The 20,871-nt window shown below is 72.2% G+C and carries 13 protein-coding genes; 7 read left to right on the forward strand and 6 right to left on the reverse strand.

The features are described 5' to 3' along the window. Positions 1-13 precede the first annotated feature (13 nt). Both ABZ312_RS27690 and ABZ312_RS27695 read right to left on the reverse strand, forming a co-directional pair. Complete coding sequence (locus ABZ312_RS27690) at positions 14-766, reverse strand: SDR family NAD(P)-dependent oxidoreductase (protein ID WP_500327519.1); 753 nt, start codon at positions 764-766, stop codon at positions 14-16. Positions 767-932: 166 nt separating this feature from the next. After that, positions 933-1,373 (reverse strand): MarR family winged helix-turn-helix transcriptional regulator, encoded by a 441-nt coding sequence (locus tag ABZ312_RS27695; protein WP_499509010.1) that lies wholly within the window; start codon positions 1,371-1,373, stop codon positions 933-935. 165 nt (positions 1,374-1,538) lie between these two features. Between ABZ312_RS27695 and ABZ312_RS27700 the strand changes: the two genes are divergently transcribed. The 5 genes from ABZ312_RS27700 to ABZ312_RS27720 all read left to right on the forward strand — a co-directional run bounded on the left by ABZ312_RS27700 (position 1,539) and on the right by ABZ312_RS27720 (position 8,114). Then, a complete protein-coding gene (locus ABZ312_RS27700; RefSeq protein WP_500327518.1) occupies positions 1,539-2,993 on the forward strand; it encodes an MFS transporter in 1,455 nt (484 codons plus the stop codon). Between the two features lie 449 nt (positions 2,994-3,442). Then, complete coding sequence (locus tag ABZ312_RS27705) at positions 3,443-4,543, forward strand: polyprenyl synthetase family protein (protein ID WP_500327516.1); 1,101 nt, start codon at positions 3,443-3,445, stop codon at positions 4,541-4,543. A 42-nt stretch (positions 4,544-4,585) separates the two neighbouring features. Continuing rightward, entirely contained in the window at positions 4,586-6,103 is a 1,518-nt protein-coding gene (gene crtI / locus ABZ312_RS27710) for a phytoene desaturase family protein (protein WP_500327515.1), read from the forward strand. After that, the gene (locus tag ABZ312_RS27715) at positions 6,100-7,101 is read left to right on the forward strand and encodes a phytoene/squalene synthase family protein (RefSeq protein WP_500327513.1); all 1,002 of its coding nucleotides are present in this window, start codon (positions 6,100-6,102) and stop codon (positions 7,099-7,101) included. Before crtI ends, ABZ312_RS27715 begins: the two co-directional genes overlap by 4 nt. Continuing rightward, positions 7,098-8,114: a Rieske (2Fe-2S) protein gene (locus ABZ312_RS27720; protein ID WP_500438984.1), complete on the forward strand. Its 1,017-nt coding sequence runs from the start codon at positions 7,098-7,100 to the stop codon at positions 8,112-8,114. Before ABZ312_RS27715 ends, ABZ312_RS27720 begins: the two co-directional genes overlap by 4 nt. Positions 8,115-8,185: 71 nt before the next feature. On the opposite strand, the gene ABZ312_RS27725 is transcribed toward ABZ312_RS27720, so the two are convergent. Both ABZ312_RS27725 and ABZ312_RS27730 read right to left on the reverse strand, forming a co-directional pair. After that, positions 8,186-9,754 carry an FAD-dependent oxidoreductase gene (locus ABZ312_RS27725; RefSeq protein ID WP_500438985.1) on the reverse strand — a complete coding sequence of 523 codons (1,569 nt, stop codon included), beginning with the start codon at positions 9,752-9,754 and terminating at the stop codon, positions 8,186-8,188. After that, on the reverse strand, positions 9,745-10,959 hold the full coding sequence (locus tag ABZ312_RS27730; RefSeq protein WP_500357972.1) for a lycopene cyclase family protein: 1,215 nt from the start codon (positions 10,957-10,959) through the stop codon (positions 9,745-9,747). Before ABZ312_RS27730 ends, ABZ312_RS27725 begins: the two co-directional genes overlap by 10 nt. Positions 10,960-11,180: 221 nt before the next feature. Between ABZ312_RS27730 and ABZ312_RS27735 the strand changes: the two genes are divergently transcribed. After that, the gene (locus ABZ312_RS27735; protein WP_500327508.1) at positions 11,181-11,903 is read left to right on the forward strand and encodes a class I SAM-dependent methyltransferase; all 723 of its coding nucleotides are present in this window, start codon (positions 11,181-11,183) and stop codon (positions 11,901-11,903) included. A 48-nt stretch (positions 11,904-11,951) separates the two neighbouring features. Here the strand turns inward: ABZ312_RS27735 and ABZ312_RS27740 are convergent, their stop codons facing one another. Together ABZ312_RS27740 and ABZ312_RS27745 are read right to left on the reverse strand one after the other, a co-directional pair. Continuing rightward, a complete protein-coding gene (locus ABZ312_RS27740) occupies positions 11,952-15,383 on the reverse strand; it encodes a CARDB domain-containing protein (protein ID WP_500438986.1) in 3,432 nt (1,143 codons plus the stop codon). A 465-nt stretch (positions 15,384-15,848) separates the two neighbouring features. Beyond that, entirely contained in the window at positions 15,849-19,427 is a 3,579-nt protein-coding gene (locus ABZ312_RS27745) for a S8 family serine peptidase (RefSeq protein ID WP_500438987.1), read from the reverse strand. A 641-nt stretch (positions 19,428-20,068) separates the two neighbouring features. On the opposite strand from ABZ312_RS27745, the gene ABZ312_RS27750 reads away from it, so the two are divergent. Next, on the forward strand, positions 20,069-20,860 hold the full coding sequence (locus tag ABZ312_RS27750; RefSeq protein ID WP_500327504.1) for an SAM-dependent methyltransferase: 792 nt from the start codon (positions 20,069-20,071) through the stop codon (positions 20,858-20,860). Positions 20,861-20,871: the final 11 nt, after the last annotated feature.

Consider the following 20,871-nt stretch of genomic DNA (forward strand, 5'->3'; position numbering starts at 1 on the left):
CTGGGTGTCCGCCTCAGAGGGCGAGGGCGCCGCCGTCGATCGGGAGCGTGGCGCCGTGGATGTGCGCGGCGTCCTCGCCGGCGAGGAAGACCACCGCGGCGGCGACCTCCTTGGCGGTGCCCGGCCGCTTGGCGGGGTAGTTCTGGGCGAGCTTCTCCAGCAGGGTGCGGTAGACCTCGTTGGCCTCGGTGACGGTCGGGCCGGGAGCGACGGTGTTGACCCGCACCCCCTTGGAGGCCAGCTCGACCGCCCAGGACTTCGTCAGCGAGTGCAGACCGGCCTTGGTGGCCCCGTAGAGCGCCGCGAAGTCCATGCCGACGACACCGTTGATCGACCCCACGTTGATCACCGATCCGGCGCCGCGCTCCACCATGGCGGGCACCAGCGCGGCCGCGAGCAGGAACGGGACCTTGACGTTGACCGCCAGCGCCTCGTCGATCTGCTCCTCGGTCGCCTCCGTCATCGACTGCGGCGGGACCAGGTAGGCGGCGTTGTTCACCAGGATGTCGATCGGCCCGCCCGCGAGCGCCGACGCCTCCTGCGCCAGCCGCCGGACCTCCGCACCGCCCGCCGCCAGATCGGCCTGGACGAAGTGCGCCCGGCCCCCCTGTGCCGTGATCCCCTCGACGACCCCGGCACCGCGCTCCGCGCTGCGCCCGGTGACCACGACGGTGGCACCCTCAAGTGCCAGGGCTTCCGCGACCGCACGTCCGATGCCGCTCGTCGAACCGGTGACGAGCGCGGCGCGGCCCAGTAGACGTCCCATTGCACAACCTCCAAGGAATGACGGGTACTTCCGCGCGTGACGGCGCGGGCGAGCCGGACCGGTCGCAGAAGTGATTGCTACGTCAAGTAAATCGAGGAGTGCTTGCCCCGTCAAATATCCTGCCGACGAGGTGGGTTGGCGGCCCGCGGGCCGGGCGCCCGGCGGTTCAGGGGCGGGGCCAGGGCCGTCCGGCGAGGCGTTCGATGTCGGTGTTGAAGCGCCTGAGGTAGGAGGCGAAGGCGGCGATGTCCTGGTCCGGCCAGTCGGCCATGACCTTGTCCAGGCCGCCGATGATGGCGTCGCGCTCCTCGTCCAGCATGCGGGCGCCCTGGGGCGTGATGCGGAACTTGCGCGCCATGCCGCCCTCCGGGTCGGGGATGCGTTCCACGAGCCCGGCGCGCATGGCCGCGGCGGTCTGCCGGTTGAGGGTCGAGGCGTCGAGCGCGAAGGCCTCGCTCAGCTCGCCGATCGACATGGGCCCCTGGACCCGGATGCGGCTGAGGAGGATGTACGCGCTGCGGTCCAGGGCGCCGGACCTGTGGCGCAGCAGTTCGTGGCGGCTGAGGAGCATCTGCTCGTACTCGACCTCGTGGGTAGACCTGCCCATAGCTCTTCCGCCTCCTGCCGTCCGCCGGGCCGCCGGTGTGCGTGTGCGGCGCCCGCTGTCATCCTCGCACAGCGCGTGCACCAGCCACATCATGTGCGTGATGCACTTCCTATGTACGATGCACATCGATCCCGAACGCAGGACCGTCAGGCGAGGAGTGCCGTCATGAACGCCCCACAACCCACAGCCCGTGCAGGGGGCGTGGTCGCCACGCTGGCCCTCGCCGGCATCACCGCCGCGATCATGCAGACGCTCGTCACCCCGCTGCTGACGGAGCTGCCGCAGATCCTGCACACCTCGTCCTCGAACGCCGCCTGGGTGATCACCGCCACCCTTCTGGTGGCGGCCGTGTGCGTGCCCGTCTTCGGGCGCCTCGGCGACCTGGTGGGCAAGCGGCGCATGCTGGTGGTCTGCTCGGTGCCGCTCGTGGCGGGCTCGGTGGTGTGCGCCCTGTCGTCCTCCGTCACGCCGATGATCGTCGGACGGGGTCTGCAGGGCATGGGCATGGGCATGGTGCCGCTCGGCATCGCCCTGCTCCGTGACGTGGTGCCCGCGGAGAAGCTCAGCTCCTCCATCGCCCTGGTCAGCGCCTCCATGGGCATCGGCGGCGGTCTGGGCCTGCCGATCGCCGCCGCGATCGCCCAGTACGCCGACTGGCGCGTGCTCTTCTGGGGCTCCGCGGGCCTGGCCGCCGTCGTCGCGGTGCTGATCTGGTTCTTCATCCCCGAGGTTCCCGCCGGCGCCAAGGGCCAGCGCTTCGACGTGCCCGGCGCGCTCGGACTGGGCGTCGGACTGGTCTGCCTGCTGCTCGCCGTCTCCAAGGGAGCCGACTGGGGCTGGGGTTCGGCGACCACGCTCGGCCTGTTCGGTGCCGCCGTCGTCGTGCTGGCCGGCTGGGGCTGGTGGGAACTGCGCACCCGCGACCCGCTGGTCGACCTGCGGACCACGGCCCGGCCCCGGGTGCTGATCACCAACCTGGCCTCGGTCTTCGTGGGCTTCGGCATGTACGCCGGGATGCTGGTCGTCCCGCAGTTGCTGCAGTTCCCCAAGGCGACCGGCTACGGCCTCGGCCAGTCCATGCTCGCGGCGGGCCTGTGGCTCCTGCCGGGCGGCATCATGATGATGATCGTCTCTCCCCTGGGCGGCAAGCTGACCAATGCCCGCGGCCCCAAGTTCACCCTGATGTGCGGCGCCCTGGTCCTCGCCGCCGGGTACGGCCTGTCGCTGGTGCTGACGGGCTCCGCCTGGGGTCTGATGCTGGCGGTCATGGTCGTCAACAGCGGCGTGGGACTCGCGTACGGATCGATGCCCGCCCTGATCATGGGTTCGGTCCCGTTGTCGGAGACCGCCGCCGCCAACGGCTTCAACGCCCTGATGCGTTCGCTGGGCACCTCGGTGGGCGCCGCCGTGATCGGTGTCGTCCTCTCCCAGATGACCACGACCGTGGGCGGCTACACCTTCACCTCCGAGAACGGCTTCCGTACCGGCCTGGTGATCGGCTGCGGCATCGCGCTGGTCGCCGCGCTCGTCGCCATGGCCATCCCGGCCGCCCGCGCCGCGTCGGGCGACGCCGAGGCCGCGCCGGCCCCGGTGGCCAAGCAGGCGGCCCTGGAGAACTGATCCGCCTCACGAACCCCACGGTTCCCCCGGGCGATCGGTCGACGAGACGCGGGGCAGCGGCCGCACTCCCGCATGACGGGCGTGCGGCCGTACGCGTCCCTGTTCCGCGTCGTACCGGAGAAGGCCGGGGCATACGAGGCTCAGGGCCGTCGGTGTGGCCGGCAGCGTCTCCTCCGGCTGATCACCTTCTGCCATCGCCTGACCGCCCTGTACAGGCCCTCGCGGTCGACGGGACGCCACCCGCCCCGACCGGCGCCGAGGGCTGATCGCCTCCCCTGGCGGGTTCGGACGGACGGCTGCAGATGCGCGGTGGCCGAGCCGGTGCCAGAGTCGGGAACGACCGTGATCACCCCGCGAGGCTCCGAGGCCGCGGAGGTGGGGAGCGGTCGTCAGAGGGAGCCGCCTCCGCGCGGGACGCGGCCGCCCGGGGCATCGACCGAGAGGCCGCCGTGGGAAGCTCGGAGACGGGAGCGGACACCGAGGTGGTGGAAGCGGTCGAGGCTGAACTGTCCGCCTACATGGCGGAACGGCGCCTCACCGGATCGGGTGTCCTGCCCGCGGACGCCACCTTGGCCGGCACCCTCACGGAGTTCGTGTCGCGTGGTGGCGCCCGGCTGCGCGCACGCTGCCTGTGGTGGGGCTGGCTCGCGGCGGGTGGGCCGGTCGCCCGGGACGAGGTCGTGACCCCGGTACGGCTGGGGGCGGCGCTGGAGCTGTTGCAGGCCTGCGCGCTGATCCACGACGACGTGATGGACCGCTCGGACACACGCCGGGGCGGGCCGGCGGTGCACGCGCAGTTCACCGAGGCGCACCTGCGGGCGGGCTGGTCCGGGGACGCGGCGGCCTATGGATTCGCGCAAGCGGTGCTGGCCGGCGACCTGGCCTTGGTGTGGGCGGAAGACCTCCTCAGGACCGTGCCGCTGGGCGACGTGGTGCGCCGTCAGGTCGAAGGGCTGTGGCAGGCCATGCGCTCCGAGATGGTGGCGGGCCAGCACCTCGACCTGCGCCTGCAGGCGGAACGCTCGGACGACCCCAGGGCGGCCCTGCGTACCGCCGAACTGAAGTCCGCCCTCTACAGCGTCGCCCGCCCGCTGGCAGTGGGCGCGGTCGCCGCCGGTGCGGACGACCGCACGACCGAGGTCCTGCACGAGTTCGGCCGCCGGATCGGCCTGGCCTTCCAGCTCCGTGACGACTTGCTGGGCGTCTACGGGGACCCGGCAGAAACGGGCAAACCGTCAGGCGACGACATCCGCTCGGGAAAGCTCACGTACCTGACGGCCGTGGCGCTGCAACTGGCCCGGCGGTCCGGCTCGCCCGCAGCCGAAGCCCGCATCCGCGCGACGCTCGGCAACCCCGATGCGGACGAGACGGCGCTCGACGGCCTCCGCGGGCTGTTGCGGGACCTGGGTGCGGTGCAGGCGGTGGAGACCCGGATCGCCGCCTTGGCCGACGAGGCCGCCGGTCTCCTCACAACCGGGCTCCTCGAACCGCAGGGCGTCCGTTCCCTGGCCCGGCTGGCCCGCCGTATAGGTGCGGTCGCCGTCGTATGACGCCGCCGGTTCCACCCGCCCCGAGTCGCAGGAGGACTGCTGATGAGGTCCGTTCAGGGCCCCACCGATCACGTGGTCGTCGTCGGCGCAGGGCTGTCCGGGCTGGCCACTGCACTGCACCTGCTGGGCGCGGGTCGCCGGGTGACCGTTCTCGAGCGGGCCGGTGGACCCGGGGGCCGCGCCGGTCTGCTCGAGCTCGGGGGTTACCGCATCGATACCGGGCCGACGGTACTGACCATGCCCGATCTCCTCGAGGAAGCGTTCGCGGCCACCGGCGGCACCCTGGCCTCGCGGGTGGAGCTACAGCCGCTGCACCCCGCCTACCGCGCGCAGTTCGCCGACGGCTCCGCCCTCGACGTGCATTCCGACCCTGCCGTGATGGAGGCCGAGGTCGCCCGGTTCGCAGGCGGGCGGGAGGCACTGGGGTACCGGCGGCTGCGGCGCTGGCTGAGCGAGCTGTACCGGGTGCAGATGCGCGGCTTCATCGACGTCAACTTCGACTCGCCCCTGTCGCTGCTCACCCCCGACCTCGCCCGGCTGGCGGCGCTCGGCGGATTCGGCCGGCTCCAGCCGCGCATCGCGCGCTTCGTCAAGGACGAGCGTTTGCAGCGCGTCTTCTCGTTCCAGGCCCTGTACGCCGGAGTGCCACCCGCCCGGGCGCTTGCCGCGTACGCCGTGATCGCCTATATGGACACGGTCGCCGGTGTGTACTTCCCACGAGGCGGCATGCACGCCGTGGCCCGTGCGCTCGCCGCCGAGGCCGCCGGCGCGGGGGCCGACCTCCGCTACCACAGCGAGGTGGCCGTCCTGGAGCGCAGCACGGGCGGCAGGGTCACGGCCGTACGCACCGCCGAGGGTGAACGGTTCGCCTGTGACGCCGTGGTCCTCACCCCCGACCTGCCGGTGGCGTACCGGCTCCTCGGTCGCGTCCCCCGGCGGCCGGTACGGCTGCGCTGGTCGCCCTCCGCGTTCGTGCTGCACGCCGGAACCCGCCGGACGTGGCCGCAGCTGGCACACCACACCCTTTCCTTCGGCGGCGCCTGGACCCGCACCTTCGACGAACTGACCCGCCTCGGACGGCTCATGAGCGACCCCTCCCTGCTCATCACCCGCCCCACCACCACCGACCCCTCCCTCGCCCCCGAAGGCCGGCACCTGCACTACGTCCTCGCCCCGTGCCCCAACCTCTCCACCGGCCCCGCCGACTGGGCCCAGCTGGGCCCCACCTACCGGGAGCGCCTGGTGGAAGAACTGGAAAAGCGCGGGCTGGAGGGGTTCGAGGCGTCCGTCGAGACCTCGCGGACCGTCTCACCTGCCGACTGGGCGGCCGAAGGGCACGCCGCGGGCACACCCTTCTCCGCCGCTCACACCTTCGCCCAGACCGGCCCCTTCCGCGCCCGCAACCTCGTCCACGGTGCCGAGAACGTCGTGCTGGCCGGTTGCGGCACCGTACCGGGTGTCGGAGTGCCCACCGTGCTGATCTCCGGGAAGCTAGCGGCCGCCCGCATCGCCGGGGACCGTGCGGTGGCCCGGCACCGGCCGCGCAGGAGCGTCCCGTGACCGCCCGTGAACTCGACGCCGCGGGGATCACCGAGCCCCGGACGCGGGCAGCCTACAGCCGCTGCCGGGCGCTGAACGCACGGCACGGCAAGACCTACTTCCTGGCCACCCGGTTGCTCACCCCGGACCGCCGCCCCTTCGTCCACGCCCTCTACGGCTTCGCCCGGTGGGCCGACGACATCGTCGACGACTGCCACGACGGCAGCGGTGTCACCTCCGCCGCCCGGAAGCAGGCGCTCGCCGAGTTGGAGACGGTGCTGCTGGACGGACTGCGCACGGGCCACGCGGACCATCCCGTGGTCACCGCGCTCGCCGACACCGTCCGCCGGCACCGACTCGACCACACGCTGTTCACCGACTTCATGGCCTCGATGCAGATGGACCTGACGGTCACCGCCTACCCCACCTACGGCGACCTGGCCGGCTACATGCACGGTTCGGCCGCGGTGATCGGCCTCCAGGTCCTGCCGGTCCTCGGCACCGTGACGTCGCGTGAGGAGGCCGCTCCTGCGGCGGCCGCACTCGGCGTCGCCTTCCAGCTCACCAATTTCCTGCGCGACGTCGGGGAGGATCTCGACCGCGGTCGCGTCTACATCCCCGGCGACATCCTGGGCGCCCACGGGGCCGACCAGGCCCTCCTGACGTGGTGCCGGCAGCGGGGCACCACCGACCCACGGGTCCGCGCCGCCCTTCACGAGACCGCCGCTCTCACCCGCGGTGTGTACCGGCGGGCCGCCACCGGCATCGGCCTGCTCGCACCTGTCTCGCGCCCCTGCGTCCGAACGGCACTGGTGCTCTACCGGGGCATCCTCGACGAGATCGAGGCCGCCGGCTACCCGGTGCTCCACCGCCGCGTGGCCGTGCCCCGCCACCGCCGTGCGCGCGAAGCCGCCCGTGGTCTGATCGCCGTCGCCTCGAGCCGCGCCGTCCATCGGGCCTGCCCGCGCCCGGCGCCGTCCGGTGCCGCATCCGACACTCCCGAGGGGTCGCCGGTATGAGCCGCTCCCGCCGTCCGTTCCATCCGCTGGCCCTGCTCAGCGGTGGCAAGTGGCAGGACCAGCCGCCCACCTGGCACGAGGCCAAACCGGCCCTCGTCGCGGCCGCGCTGAAGCGCGCCCAGGCCCGGCCGTCCGGGAACTGGTACGTGGTGGCGGCCAGCTCGGAGGTCGGCAGCGGGCGCATCACCGGGAGGTGCGTGGCCGGCGTCGAACTGGTGCTGTGGCGGGACCGTCAGGGGCGAGTCCGGGCCGCCCCCGGCGCCTGCCCCCACCTGGGCGCTCCGCTGTGCGAAAGCTTCGTGCGGGACGGCACGATCGTCTGCCACTGGCACGGCCTCGCGCTGAAGCCCTCGGGGTTTCCCGGCTGGGAGCCCTACCCCGCCCACGACGACGGCCTCTTGGTGTGGGCGCGTCTGGACGCCGTCGGCGGTGAGGAGCCCTCGGCGGCGCCGCCCGTCCCCACGCGGCCCGCCCTCGCTTCGTCACTGACGGCCGTCATGACCGTCGCCGGACGTTGCGAACCCGAGGACGTCGTCGCCAACCGGCTCGACCCCTGGCATGGCGCCTGGTTCCACCCTCACTCCTTCGCCGACCTGAGTGTCGCCGAGGCCCCTGCCGCCCATGACTCGGGTCCGGCAGACGTCGCCGTGGACCGGTTCCTGGTCGACGTCTCCTTCCGCGTCCGTGGGCGCCTCGGCGTTCCGGTGCGGGCGGAGTTCACCGCGCCCGGGCCGCGCACCGTGGTGATGCGGATCGTCTCCGGGGAGGGCGCCACCAGTGTTGTGGAAACCCACGCCACACCCCTCGGCCCCGGCAGCGACGGACGACCGCGCACCGCCGTGATCGAAGCCGTCGTCGCCCACTCGCCGCGCCGGGGCTTCACCCTCGCGCGCCGGGCGGCGCCGCTGATGCGGTCGCTGATGCGGCGCGGTGCCGGCCGGCTGTGGCGCGAGGACCTCGCCTACGCCGAGCGCCGCTACGCCCTGCGCAGCCAGGGCCGGTTCCCCGGCTGACGCCCTGCCGTGCGGTGAGCGGCCGTGGGGAGCGGCCCCGTTCGACGGGGTGCCGTAGGGCCTCGGCGGATTCAGCCGCACCGGGACAGGGCGCGCATGACGTGGTTCCGCCCACCCAGAGGGACCGACCACAACGGGTGGCCGCGTACGCCCCAGGTCGCCAGGAGCGCGTTCGCCGCCTGCATGCCCGTGGTCGCCGCGCGCTCCATCAAGGCCACCGGCAGCGCGGTGCGCACCAGGTCTCCGGCGAGCACCAGGTGGGGGTGGGAGGTGAGCACGCCGGGCCGGTCCTGGTAGCCGCCGACGGAGAAGAGCGGGCAGTCCTGCCGCCACTCGTGGCGGCTGTCGACCAGGGTCGCCCCGGCGCACTCGGGGTAGATCCGGTGCAGTTCGCGCAGCATCGAGTCCGCGACGACGGTCCGGTCGGCGGCTGGGTCGACGGCGTACGCGTGAAGCTCCACCACCGAACCCCCGGTTTCCCGAGCCCACCGGGCCGCCTCTCCCTCCCAGTGGCTCAGGACACTGACGTTGTCCACCGGGCCGAAGCCGCTGGTCCCCAGGAAGCCGGGCCGGTCGGGCCGCACGGGCCGGTCCAGCCAGCAGCGCGAGACCAGGAAGGGCGGCGCCTGCCGTAGGCGTTCGACGCCCGCGCGCCAACCGCCCCTCTCCAGGCCGGGTGACGCCGCGACCACGGCCTGAAGCCCGGCCGTGTCGAGGGCGAGGACCACCGCGTCGTACCCGTGCTCCTGCGGCGCGTGAGGTGAACCGGTCGCGGTGACCGTGAGCCGGAAGCCGTCCCCGTCGGGGTGCACGGCCAGCACCGTGCGACCGGTACGGATGGCGGTCCCCATCCCGGACAGGTGGTCGGACAGCGGCTCCCACAACGCCTGCGGATACGGCTCGCGGGGAACGTCGAACAGCAGCCCCTCCGACGAACCGAGGAAGTAGATGTGGAACATCAGCACCAGCTCGGCGGCGGACAGCTCCTTCGGGTCGGCGAAGAAGCTGCGCGAGAACACCTCGAAGGCCAGGTCCCGGGCCTCTTCCGGGAAACGGATGTCGTCCAGGAAGGCGCTCGCGCTGATCCCGTCGAGCCGCTCGTACACCTCAGGGACGCGCACGTCCAGCAGCGGCAGGGCGGCCCGCGGGTTCATCCGGGCCAGGCTCGACCAGCGGAAGCTGGGGCTGAGCGCGACGAAGCCCAGCACGCTCCACGGCGGTGTGCGCGGCACGTTGCGGAAGCTGTCACGGGCGCCGGTGCCGCGCTGGAGCGGGTAGTCGGCCAGCGGTCGCAGCGAGTCGAGACCAGGGTCGACCCGACGGAACAGTGCGCGCAGGTTGTAGTACTGGCGGAAGAAGGCGTGGAAACCCCGGCTCATCGTGACCGGGCGGCCGTCGGCCAGAGTGGTCCGCCATCCGGCGGCCCTGCCGCCGAGCACCTCCTCCCGCTCCAGCAGGTCGACCCGGACGCCGCGCTCGGCGAGTGCGGCGGTCGCGGCGATCCCGGCGATGCCTCCACCCACCACGGCGACGCGGGGCCCAGGTGCCGGAACACGATCGGCGCCGTCCCGCGCCGGCCACAGGCCGGCCCTGCGATCGCGGCCGGGACGGACCGGCCGGAAGGGGGGATTCACGGGCATGCGGTGGCCTTTCGTCGTGGAACCAGAGGGAGCTCCAGCAATGAGCGCAGCATGGCCGGCACCGGTGTGGTGAGACCGATCGCCCACTCCTCGTGCAGGGTTGACGTGCCGTCGAGGAAACGCAGGATCCGGTCCGGGGGGTTGCGGCTGAACAGAGCTTCGAAGAAGCCCGCCCCACCGGCCCGGCCGGTCGCCAGCGCACGCAGCATGACGGCGTCCATGAAGCGGTGACGTGCGGCGTGCGGTACGGGTGGCCGGGGGGTCCGGCCGGCCTGCCAGGCGGCGGCCACCGCGGCCGACTGCCGCTGGATCCCGGCGAAGGAGTACCCCGTCGACGGGCGGGTGGCGCCCCCTGCCACGCCGATCCGGAACACGCTGTGCCCCGCGCGACGGGGGAAGCGCCCGTCCGTCATGGGGATGACCCCCTGTTCGACAGCTGTCACGGAGTAGTGCGAGATGCGCCTCCCGCGGACGTACTCCTCCAGTGCCGCGTCGTAAGCGGACCCCGTCATCGGTTCGGCGGAGAACTCCGTGTACTCGACCAGTGCCTCGCGAGGGGTGAAGGGCAGCACGTAGGCGAAGGACAGGCCGTGTTCGGGCTGGCGGGTGCGGAAGTCCATCAGGTCGGCGACTTCGGGGTCGAAGCGGTCGTCCCGGGTGGTGACGAACCAGCCCCGGAAGTGCTGCAGGAGCGTGGTGCGGGCGGCCGGCAGGTCGCTCGGGGGCCGTGAGTCGAAGACCCAGCGGGCGTTCAGCCGGATCGCACGTCCTGCCACGTCGTGGCCGGTCACTTCGGCGCCTCCCGGCACGTCGCGCACCTGGGTCACGGTCGCCGCGACCCTTCGTACTCCGGGCCGGCGCTCGAGCACGGCACCGACTCCGTGGAGGAAGTCGGCCGAGCGGATCATCCGGTAGGCGCGAGGGGACGTGAACGAGATGTGGCGGCCGTCCCTGGCCGTGATCCGCATCCGGTGCCAGCGGGCGGCCACCAGGCTGTCGTACTCGTCCTGCTCGTGCTCCCAGGAGCACCATGTCCGGGCGGGGGAGCGGAGGGGCGACCCCGCCGGGGGCTCGACGAGCACGACCGATGCGGGCAGGCCGCGCGGACCCGGCGAGGCTGTCAGACGGTGGGCCAGCGACAGCCCGGCGGCGCCCGCCCCGACGATCACGACGTCGACGGCATCCAGGTGGTCGGCCTCGGTCAACGGATCCTCCCGAACGGTGACGCGTGCGGAGCGGTTGTGGCGATGATCGCCGCTTCCGCGGCCGGGAGGGACCACGGTCGACCCGGACACGCGCTTCTTGATCCGTCCGTGGACGTGCCCGCCGAGGTGCGCCTCGACGGGACCGAGGGTGGGATGGGCACTGGCCGGACATGGCCGGCGTTCGCCGTCCCCGTACCTTTCCGGCGGCAGAGGAGCACGGCATGACCCTGATGCACGGTGGCGAACTCGCGTCCGCGTTCGACCACGCCGCCACGCTGTACGACCGGATGGTCGCCGTCAATCCGGGCTACCACGCCCATCTGCGACGGTCGGCACGGCGGCTGCGGCTGCCTGCCGGTGGTTCGGGCATGCGGCTGCTGGACCTGGGGTGCGGCACCGGTGCGTCCACCGTCGCCCTGCTCACGGCGGCCCCGCGTGCGCGGATCACCGCGGTCGACTCCTCCGAGGGCATGCTCCATGTCGCGGCCGGCAAGCGATGGGGCCCTGGTGTCACCTTCCACCACGCCCCGGCCGAGGGCCTTGCCGAAGCGGGGGCGGCCGGACCGTTCGACGCGGTGTTCGCCGCCTACCTCTTCCGCAACGTGGCCGACCCTGATCTGGTCCTCGCCCGGGTGCTGGACACGATGGCCCCCGGCGGGCGCATCGCGGTCCACGAGTACACCCTCAGCGGGCGGCCTCGCCATCGCGCGGTATGGACCGCGGTGTGCCGGGGACTGCTCCTGCCCGTCGCGCGCCTGACCGGGGACCGCCCCCTGTACGAGCATTTGTGGCGCAGCGTCCTCGCGTTCGACACCGCCGACGTCTTCGCCGCACGGATGCGACGGGCGGGCTTCCGGCAGGTGCGGGTCCTGCCCTTGCCCGGCTGGCAGACCGGCGTCGCGCACACCTTCGTGGCACGAGCGCCGGTCGGCGGCCGGACGTGACACCGTGCGGGGTCCCCGGCTCGCGGTGAGCCGGGGACCCCGCCGGTTTCAGACGGACCTGCGCGCTGCGGATGCGCCGTTCGGCGATCCGGTGATGGTGAACTGGGAGCCGGGCTCGATCAGTACGTTGCCCTGGGCCGAGTTCGTGATCGTGACGTTGGTCAGGGTGGCACTGCCGCGGGCGCCGCTCATCGCGAGGATGCCGGAGCCGTTGACGGAGTTGTCGATGCGGACGTCGGTGACCTTGACGCCGGGCATGGAGCCGCCGCCCGTCTTGAACTGGATGCCGTCGTAGGTCGAGTCGTGGATCTCGGTGTCCCGGATGGTCACGCCCGGGATGTCCGTGCCCTGGGCGAAGAGCGTGATGGCGCCGAACTCCTGCGCCTCGCCCCAGAACGCGCCGCCCGTCCGGTACAGGGCGTTGCCCGAGATGGTGGTCTGACCGGAGAAGGGGATCGGGTCGTGGTCGGTGGCGAGCATGATGCCCGGGTAGTTCATCGTGTCGGAGACGATGTTGTTCTCGATGGTGTTGCCGTAGCCGCCGTAGACCGCGATGCCGTTGGCCCGCCAGGGCAGCTGGATGGTGTTGTTGCGGAAGTGGTTGTCGTGGCCGACGTCGACGGAGGTGTCCTTGACGTACTTGCTGGCCCACACCGCCAGCGCGTCGTCGCCGGTGTTGCGGAACGAGGAGTTGTAGACGGTGGAGTTGCGGGTGCCGTTGGCGAAGTTGATGCCGTCGGCGTAGGTGTCGCGGATCCGGACGCCGGTGAACTCCAGCCCGTCGCCGGGGCCCCACAGCTCGGGGATGTTGGAGTAGTCACGGCCCACCCAGACGCCGACGTTGGCGTGCTCGATCCACACGTTGGTGATCTTCGTGTCCTTGCCGAAGCGCCCGTTGAGGCCGACACCGCCCTCGGCGTTGCCGTCGCCGCCGCGGATGGTGCCCGAGCCGAAGATGGCGATGTCGGAGATCTGGGTGTTGCCGTCGATGTCGAAGCCGAAGTTGCCCTCGTGCGGGTGGTTGATGCCGCCGGCGTTCTGCGGCGGGGTCAGGGTGTAGAGCTGGGAGTGCCACATGCCCGCGCCGCGGATGGTGACGTCCTTGATGCCCACCTGGTTGTACTGGCCGCGGTTGAGCGGGTCGTCGGTGAGGATCTTCTGCTCCTGCCGCCACTGCCCGGCCGGGATCCACACGCAGGAGATCTGGCCGTTCTGGTCGGCGGTGACCGCCCGCTGGATGGCGTCGGTGTCGTCGAGCCCGTCGCCGGGGACGGCCCCGTACTCGGTGATCGAGGTGCAGTTGGCCGGCTTGCTCAGCGCGGGAGCCACCTGCTCCAGGTCGATCAGGTCGATGACGTAGTAGGCCGCCGAGTCGCCCGCGTCGCGCTGCAGACGGAACGTGGTGCCCTGCGGGTACGTGCGCGACAGCAGCGCGTGCGCCTCGTCGAACAGCCGCCGCGCGTCGCCGCCCGGCCGGTTGGTCAGCCCCTCCGGGTCGTCGGTGCTGCCGTACAGCCAGCTGTGCTTGGAGGAGAGGTTCAGCTTCTGCACGAACGTGCCGTCGGCGTACAGGCTGATGGTGGCGTCGGCTCCGCCGCCGGCGGAGGCGTCGGGGATGGAGTTGCGCACCACGATGGAGTTGGTGGACGTGGTGGAGGTGAACTCGACGTACTGACCGCCGGAGTCGAGGCGGACGGACTTGCGGCCCGAGGACTCGGTGGCGAAGTTCGTGTGCCCGAAGGTCCGCTTGGCGTCGGCGGTGAGCAGGGTGCCCTGGTAACGGCCGTCCTCGGCCTCGTACTCGGTGTACGGCAGGGCGGCGCCGCGTCCGACGACGAGGGACTTGGTGAGCACGTTGTTGTTCTCGTTGGTCTCGGTGACGACCCCGGTGGCGTCCGCGGTGGCGGTGAGCGTGGCCCCGCCGGCGGTCGCCGTCCAGGTCCCGCCGATCGCCACGTTGACCGTGGCACCGGCCGCGACCTGACCGGTCGTGCCGTTCAGCGTGGTGGTGCCGGCCTGGAGCCGGGTCACCGAACCCGCCGCGGCGGCGGTGATGCCGCGGTTGTGCACGGCGACGGTGAAGGAGACGGACGCGCCCACGGCCGGATTCGCCGGGTTCGTGGCGATGGAGGTCACCTCGAGGTCGGGGCCGGGGGCCTGGCTGACGACCAGCCGGTCCGCGGCGTTCCGGCTGTTGTTGGTGTCGTCCAGCTCGGCGACCGTGTTGCGCGGGTCGACCACCGCGGAGACGGCGTAGCTGCCGGCCGCGCGGGTGCCGGTGGAGACGGCGACGGTGGCGGACGCACCCGGGTCGAGGGCGGGCACGTCGGCGCTGCCGGCGACCGTGCCCTCCACGCTGACGTCCACGGTCGTCGCGGCCGAGCGCGCGGTGCCGGCGTTGCGCACCCCGGCGTTCACGGTGACCGCGTCCCGCTCCGACGGGGCGGCCGGTGACCAGGTCAGGCCGGTGACGGTGAGGTCGGGCGCGGGCGCCGCGGTGCCGACGACCTGGAACTCGGCGACCTGCCCGCCGGGCGCGCCGGTGTTGGAGAAGAACCGCAGGCGCACGTCGGCCCAGCGGCCGCTGACCGGGATGGTCACCGCGTTGCCCGTTCCCGGGCTGAAGGCGTAGTCCGCGCGGTCGCGCAGCGAGGTGAAGCCGGTGTCGGACGCCCCGCGGCCCAGCACCTGGATGCCCTGGGTCCTGGCGCCCCACACCGGGTCCGGGTTGAGCTTGACCACCACGGCGGTGACGTCCGCGGCGGAGCCGAGCTTCACGGTGAGGTCCGCCGGGTGGCCGGCCGCCTCCCAGTAGGTGGAGGTGGAGTCGTCGGTGGCGTTTGCGGCGACGTAGGTCTGCGTCGACGACGTGGCCTCGACCGGCTTGTTGCGCGCCAGGTTGGTGCCGGTGGGCGGCGGGTCGGTGCTGCCGCCGTCCTCTCCGTACACCTCCAGTTCGGACAGCTGCGCGGCGTTCCAGCCGGTGTTGCCGGTGACGTTGACGCGGACGTACCGGCCGTTGACGGGCGAGCTCAGGTCCACGGCGACGGTGTTGGCCTGGGCCGGGTTGAACACCCGGCCGGCGGAGGCGGAGAGCGTGGTGAACGAGGATCCGTCGGTGCTGCTCTGCAGGGAGAGCGTCTCGGTCCGGGTCTCCCAGCCGGAGGGCAGTTTGAGCACGATCCGGTCGACGGCACGGGTGGCGCCGAGGTCGACCTGCACCCACTGGGGGAAGGAGCCGGCCGGGCCCTCCCAGTAGGAGGCCTGGGCGCCGTCGGTGGTGTTCCCGGCCGGGTACGTGCCGAGGGAACCGCCGGCGGTGGCAGGGCGGCCGAGGGCGAGGTTGACGTCGGCGGCGGCAGCGTCCGAGGCCGTGGGGGCTGCCTGTGCGGTGGCGGAGATGGGTAACAGCCCGACCGTCATGAGCCCGGCCAGGACGGCGGCGGACAGCGACCGTCGGCCGAGGGGTCTCCAATGCATAGGGTCCTCTATTCCGTGGGGGCGGGGAGCGCGGCAGCCGGGCGAGGAGGAACCAGGAGGAGCAGGGGGAGCAGGGGGAGCAGGAGAAGCGGGGACCGAAGGGGAGCGTCCCGACGTGAGAGCCGGCCATGCACGCCAATTGAGTCAGCCAGTCAACTTCTTGCGGAAACTGCGTCATTAGGTTTCTCGTACGTCTCGGGTTTGTCAACAGCTTGTAATTCAGGGGTAGTTGAGGCCGAGCCGTGCTTGCGTCACTTGCGGATCGTTTGCGCGCGTGGGTCTGTGGGCCATGGCGGCATAGACCCTGTTAGGCCCTACGAACGGCGTCCGGATGAGCCGGCGTCGGTGTGGCGAGCGCTCGAAGGGGATGCAATTTATTGAGTGCCCTACGCAAGATCGCTGGCGGGCATGCGAAAGGGCCGGTGCCCGGCACGATGTCGTGCCGGGCACCGGCCCCTCACGGTGTCACTTCAGGCCGAAGGCCCGGGTGACGGTCTGGGTGACTCCGCCGCCGTTGCGCTGCTCGGCGGTGACGCGGATCGACACGTAGCCGGCCCGGTGCGGCGCGTTCAGAGCCGCCTGCCAGGTGCCCTTCTTCTGCTTGAGTCCCTGGCGCAGCCAGGTCGCGCCGTCGTCGTAGGAGACCTCCAGCCGGACCGAGGAGACCGCGTCCCCCGCGGCCGAGCTGCCGAGCACCACCGGAGAGACCGAGAGTTCCGTCCTGCGCTGCGCCCGGCCCTCGGCGTCCAGTGCCGTGCCGTAGTCCAACTGCACCAACGGGACGGCCTGCACACCCTCCGGGGCACCGGAGCTGAAGCGCCACTCGGTGCGGGTGGCGGTGGAGTAGGGGCTGAGCCCGGTGTCGCCCTTGGTGTCGACGACCAGCCGGTACGGGAGCTTCTCGGGCGCCAGGTCACCGACGCCGAACCAGGGGAAGCCCTCCATGTGGGTCAGTTGCCGGTCGCCCTGGTAGAAGGAGATCGCCTGGTACATGCGCGACCCGCCGCTGTGCGCCGACCCCGCGTCGCCGAACCCCTGGATGTAGGCGCTCATCGCGTTCTCGCCCCGGTAGGGGAGGTCGGAGGTGACCATGCGCGGCCGGGTGATCGGCCCGAACCAGCGGTCCTTGTGCACACTGCCCGCCCGGTAGGTCATCAGGTCCGTCGACGAGCCGCCCCAGCCGTCCAGCGCCGCGTTCTGCTGCCACGTGACGCCGGCGGTGACCCAGTCGGTGCGCCGCCCGGGGGCGACCACCTCGGCGGGGAGCGCGTTGGGCGAGAACCCGTTGTACGGCGGATAGTCGTACGACGGGAAGTCCAGCCGCGACTCGGTGACCTGCCGTCCGGGAGGCGGGGTGAAGTCGACGTCGACGCGCGCGAGGCTGCGGGCGTCCGTCCTGGCGGAGGGATCCACGGGAATCCCACCGAGGTGCTGGTCGACCAGGTCGTACAGGTACGTCGGCGCGGGATGCGCCTCGACCGCCAGCCGCACGCCCTTCCTGCCCGCCGCGGTGGCCTCCTTGATCAGCGCCTCCCCTTCGTCCAGGGACAGCGAGGCGACCGGGAGCTGCCCGGTCGTCACCTTGTCGGGGTCGCCGTACCAGTCGCTGCCGCGGCCCTCGCGGTCGTTGACCACCAGCAGCAGTGCCGCACCGGCGGCGCGCGCCGCCGCGGCCTGATCGGCCGGCGTCACGGCGTCGCTGTCGCGGACCACCACGGCCCTGCCGCGGGCGGACACGCCGGCGTACGCGGCCCGCGTGCCGGTACCGGCGAAGACGGCGTCCAGGCGCGAGGTGCCGTCCCGCAGTGGCCGGGAACCGGGCTGCACGAGCGGGTCGTCGAGGCGGTGGCCACGGTAGGTGATCTCCAGGGGCCGCTGCTCGGCACGGATCCTGGTGGTGAAGACGAAGCTTCCCTTGCGCACCTTGTCCTTGGTCGGCAGCGCCCACAGGCTGTCGTACGTCGCCGAGGGCCAGATCCGCTCGCGCAGGGCGCTCCCGTCGCCGGGGGTCGGAGTGCCGGAGGTGAAGGAGCGGTACAGGTCGATCCTGCTGCTCACCACGCTGGTCGGCTGCGGTGTCGCCACCTTGACCTGGCGGGCCCGGGAGGCGTCGAGCACCACGGAGCGGTCGCCGGTGAGCTCGATCTCGGGTGCCGTCAGCACCGCGAGCCCGAGGGAGTGGGGCCCGTGGAGTCCCTGCACGTCCGCCAGCGACGCGACCATGTAGGAACCGGGCGCCCAGCGGCTGGTCAGCGACCCGTCGGGAACCCACAGGTAGGTGGAACCGCCGTCCGCGCTCCGGACCTCGACCTCGCCGCTCGCGGGCCGGCCCGAGCGGTCCTTCAGGCGGATGGTGAGGTCGTACTTCTCGGACTCCACGGAGACCCCGACCGCCGTGTGGACGTCACCGCCCGCGTGGCGTGCCGTGACCCGGGCGCCGTACTGGCCCGCCGCGAGGCCCTTCGGATTCACCACGACCTCGGCGGTGGCGGTGCCGTTCGCCGGAACCGTCACCCGGTCGCCGGACAACGCGAACACCTGCGCCGGGGAGTCGCCGCGGTCGACGGAGAGCTGCAAGGTGATCGGGCGGTCGGTGGTGTTGGTGTAGGTGATCTGCCGCTTGACCGGCTGCCGCGGCGCACCGGGCGACCACCGCACCAGCCCCGCCTCGACCGATCCGGTCGCGATGACCTGGTCCTGGTTGTAGGCGGCGGCCACGTTCAGCCGGCCGGTGCCCGCCCGGTAGGGGCTGTAGTCGGGGGTCGGCACGGTGGTGCCCATCAGGGCGTCCTTGATCTGCCGGCCCGTCCACCGCGGGTGCTTCTGCGCCAGGAGGACCGCCGCCCCGGCCACATGGGGCGTGGCCATGGAAGTGCCGCTGTCGACCCGGTAGAAGCCCTCGCCCCACTCCATGTACTGCGAGCGCGCCGCCAGCACGTCCACGCCGGGGGCGGTCATGTCGGGCTTGATGGCGTCGTCGTTCATCCGGGGTCCCGCGCTGGAGAACTCGGCGACGTGGTCGGACGCGTCCACCGCGCCGACGGTGAGCGCGGCGTCCGCCGTCCCGGGCGCTGCCACGCTGTAGGCGCCGGGCCCGTCGTTGCCCGCGGCGATGACGAAGAGCGCACCCGTCTCGGCGCTCAGCCGGTTGACGGCCTGACTCAGCGGATCGTCCTGGGTGTGCCAGCCGCTGACGCCCAGGCTCATGCTGACCACCTTGGCGTGCTCGGTCCGCGCCGCCCACTCCATACCGGCGATGATCCCCGAAATGGTCCCGGATCCGGTGTCGTCCAGGACCTTGCCCACCAACAGGTCGGCGCCGGGGGCGACCCCCTGCTCCTTGCCGCCGGAGGCGGCGCCCGTCCCGGCGACGGTGGACGCCGTGTGGGTGCCGTGCCCGTTCCGGTCGACGACGTTCCCGTCCGGGACGAAGCTGCGGGACGCCACGACGCGGTCCACCAGGTCCGGATGGGTGGCGTCCACCCCGGTGTCGAGGACGGCCACCCGCACCCCGGCTCCCGTGCCTCCCGCGGCCCAGGCGGCGGGCGCCCCGACCTGCGCCGTGGTGTCGGCGAGCGTCGCCTTCGCCTTGCCGTCGAGCCACACCTTGTCGACGCCGGCGGTGAACCGCGGTGCGGCCGCGGCCCGTTCGGCGTCGGCCCGCGCGGTGCCGGTGAGGGCCGACCAGAAAGCCGCCGTCTTCGACCGCCGGGTGCGGACCGCCTCGCCGCGGACCGAGGGAAGGCTGCGCGTGGTCTCGGCCCCCGGCAGCGCCGAGGAGCGGGACGTGAGGGTGGCGGAGCCCTCGGTGCGGGTGACGATCAGGGGGAGCGCGCTGAGGTGCGCGTCGTCGTAACCCTGGGCGATCAGCTGCGTGACGTTGAAGAGTTGCTTGTCGAGCAGCCCCTTCGCGATGTACGCCACCGCCTCGTCGGGGAACACGTAGGTGTCCCCGCCCTCGGTCGCGACGCGCACCGAGCCCGTGGCCCCCGGCGCGCGCTCGACCTCCACCGCGGGCGCGGTGCCTTTCGGCCCCTGGGTCACCGTCACCTTGTCACCGGTGACCAACGTGACCCGTGCGGACGTGCGTTGTGCCTCGGCGGTTGCGGGTGTCGCCGGGGCCGACGGGGAGGGAGGAACGCTGTTCGCCGCTCCAGGGGTGACGAGAGCGACGACAACGGCAGCAGCCACGGCCGCCGCATATCTTCGGGTAGAAGGGGGTCTCACATTGCCCTCCAGCGTGGATGATTGCACGAATTCGATCACCACTGAAGAGGGCGTGTAAAGAGCTTGAACCTGAGGCTATCGGAATGTAGCGTTCTCTGTTTTCGGGTCGGATGGACCTGGTCATGGCGGCCGGGTGAGGTGCCCTCAGGAGACCCCGGTGACCTGCGGGTTAAGAGCCCGGGGGAGGGTCCGCGAAATTTACCGACCGGAAACAAAAGAACTCGAGCGGCGGTGCGGCCGGGGCCCCGCTTTCCCCGAAAGTTTCGAGGGCGGGAATGAATGCTCCCACCGTTTTGCCGTGAATTCGGGAGCGCCCGAAGATGTCGCCATTTGTGACACCAAAGCCGTGGGGACGCGGCCGTGACCTCAGCCAACTCCCCATGCTGGCCTGGGACATGGTGTGCGAGACTGCCGTGATCGACAGCACGTCCGACCCCCCCTCGGCGATGGAGTCCGTCATGACGACCGGCACCACCCCCCACTCACCGCGGATCGACACCAGCAGGGCCCACCCGGCGCGCGTGTACGACTGGCTGCTGGGCGGCAAGGACAACTACCCCGTCGACGAGGCCGTCGGCGAGAAGCTGCCGCCCGAGGCGCGTGACGCGGCCCGGCAGAACCGGCAGTTCATGCAACGGGCCGCCGCCTGGCTCGCCGCCCAGGGCGTCGACCAGTTCCTCGACATCGGCTCGGGCATCCCCACCGAACCCAACCTGCACCAGATCGTCCAGCGCGTGACACCGGCGGCGAAGGTCGTCTACACGGACAACGACCCCCTCGTGCTGCACCACGCGCAGGCGCTGCTGGCGGGCCGTCCCGAGGGCGTCACGGACTTTTTTGAGGCCGACGTCCGGCGGCCGGAGGAGATCGTCGAGCACGCGCGGGGCGTCCTGGACTTCACACGCCCCGTCGCGCTCTCGCTCATCGCCCTGCTGCACTTCGTCCCCGGCGAGCAGGACGCCCACGGCATCGTGCGCCCCCTGCTGGCCGCGCTGCCGCCGGGCAGTTACCTCGTCCTGTCCCACGCCGCGTCCGATCTCTTCCCGGAGCTCGCCGAACAGGTCACCGCCGAGTACGCCAAGGGCGGCATCCGCCTCGGCTTCCGTTCGCACCCGGAAGTCGCCCGATTCTTCGACGGCCTGGACCTGGTCGCCCCCGGCCTGGTGACGGCCCCGGAGTGGTTCAGAACGTCCCCGGCGCCGTCCCCCGAGGACAGTGGGATCTACGCAGGAGTAGCGCGGGTCCGGTGACGTCCGAGCGC

The sequence above is a fragment of the Streptomyces sp. NPDC006207 genome (assembly GCF_040613835.1).
Taxonomy (GTDB): domain Bacteria; phylum Actinomycetota; class Actinomycetes; order Streptomycetales; family Streptomycetaceae; genus Actinacidiphila.

Bases quoted from the DNA above. Each gene is read 5' to 3' on its own strand.
- crtI (WP_500327515.1), top strand. From the start codon at position 4,586: ATGAGGTCCGTTCAGGGCCCCACCGATCACGTGGTCGTCGTCGGCGCA.
- ABZ312_RS27690 (WP_500327519.1), bottom strand. From the start codon at position 766: ATGGGACGTCTACTGGGCCGCGCCGCGCTCGTCACCGGTTCGACGAGC.
- ABZ312_RS27700 (WP_500327518.1), top strand. From the start codon at position 1,539: ATGAACGCCCCACAACCCACAGCCCGTGCAGGGGGCGTGGTCGCCACG.
- ABZ312_RS27695 (WP_499509010.1), bottom strand. From the start codon at position 1,373: ATGGGCAGGTCTACCCACGAGGTCGAGTACGAGCAGATGCTCCTCAGC.
- ABZ312_RS27750 (WP_500327504.1), top strand. From the start codon at position 20,069: ATGACGACCGGCACCACCCCCCACTCACCGCGGATCGACACCAGCAGG.
- ABZ312_RS27725 (WP_500438985.1), bottom strand. From the start codon at position 9,754: ATGCCCGTGAATCCCCCCTTCCGGCCGGTCCGTCCCGGCCGCGATCGC.
- ABZ312_RS27740 (WP_500438986.1), bottom strand. From the start codon at position 15,383: ATGCATTGGAGACCCCTCGGCCGACGGTCGCTGTCCGCCGCCGTCCTG.
- ABZ312_RS27720 (WP_500438984.1), top strand. From the start codon at position 7,098: ATGAGCCGCTCCCGCCGTCCGTTCCATCCGCTGGCCCTGCTCAGCGGT.
- ABZ312_RS27735 (WP_500327508.1), top strand. From the start codon at position 11,181: ATGACCCTGATGCACGGTGGCGAACTCGCGTCCGCGTTCGACCACGCC.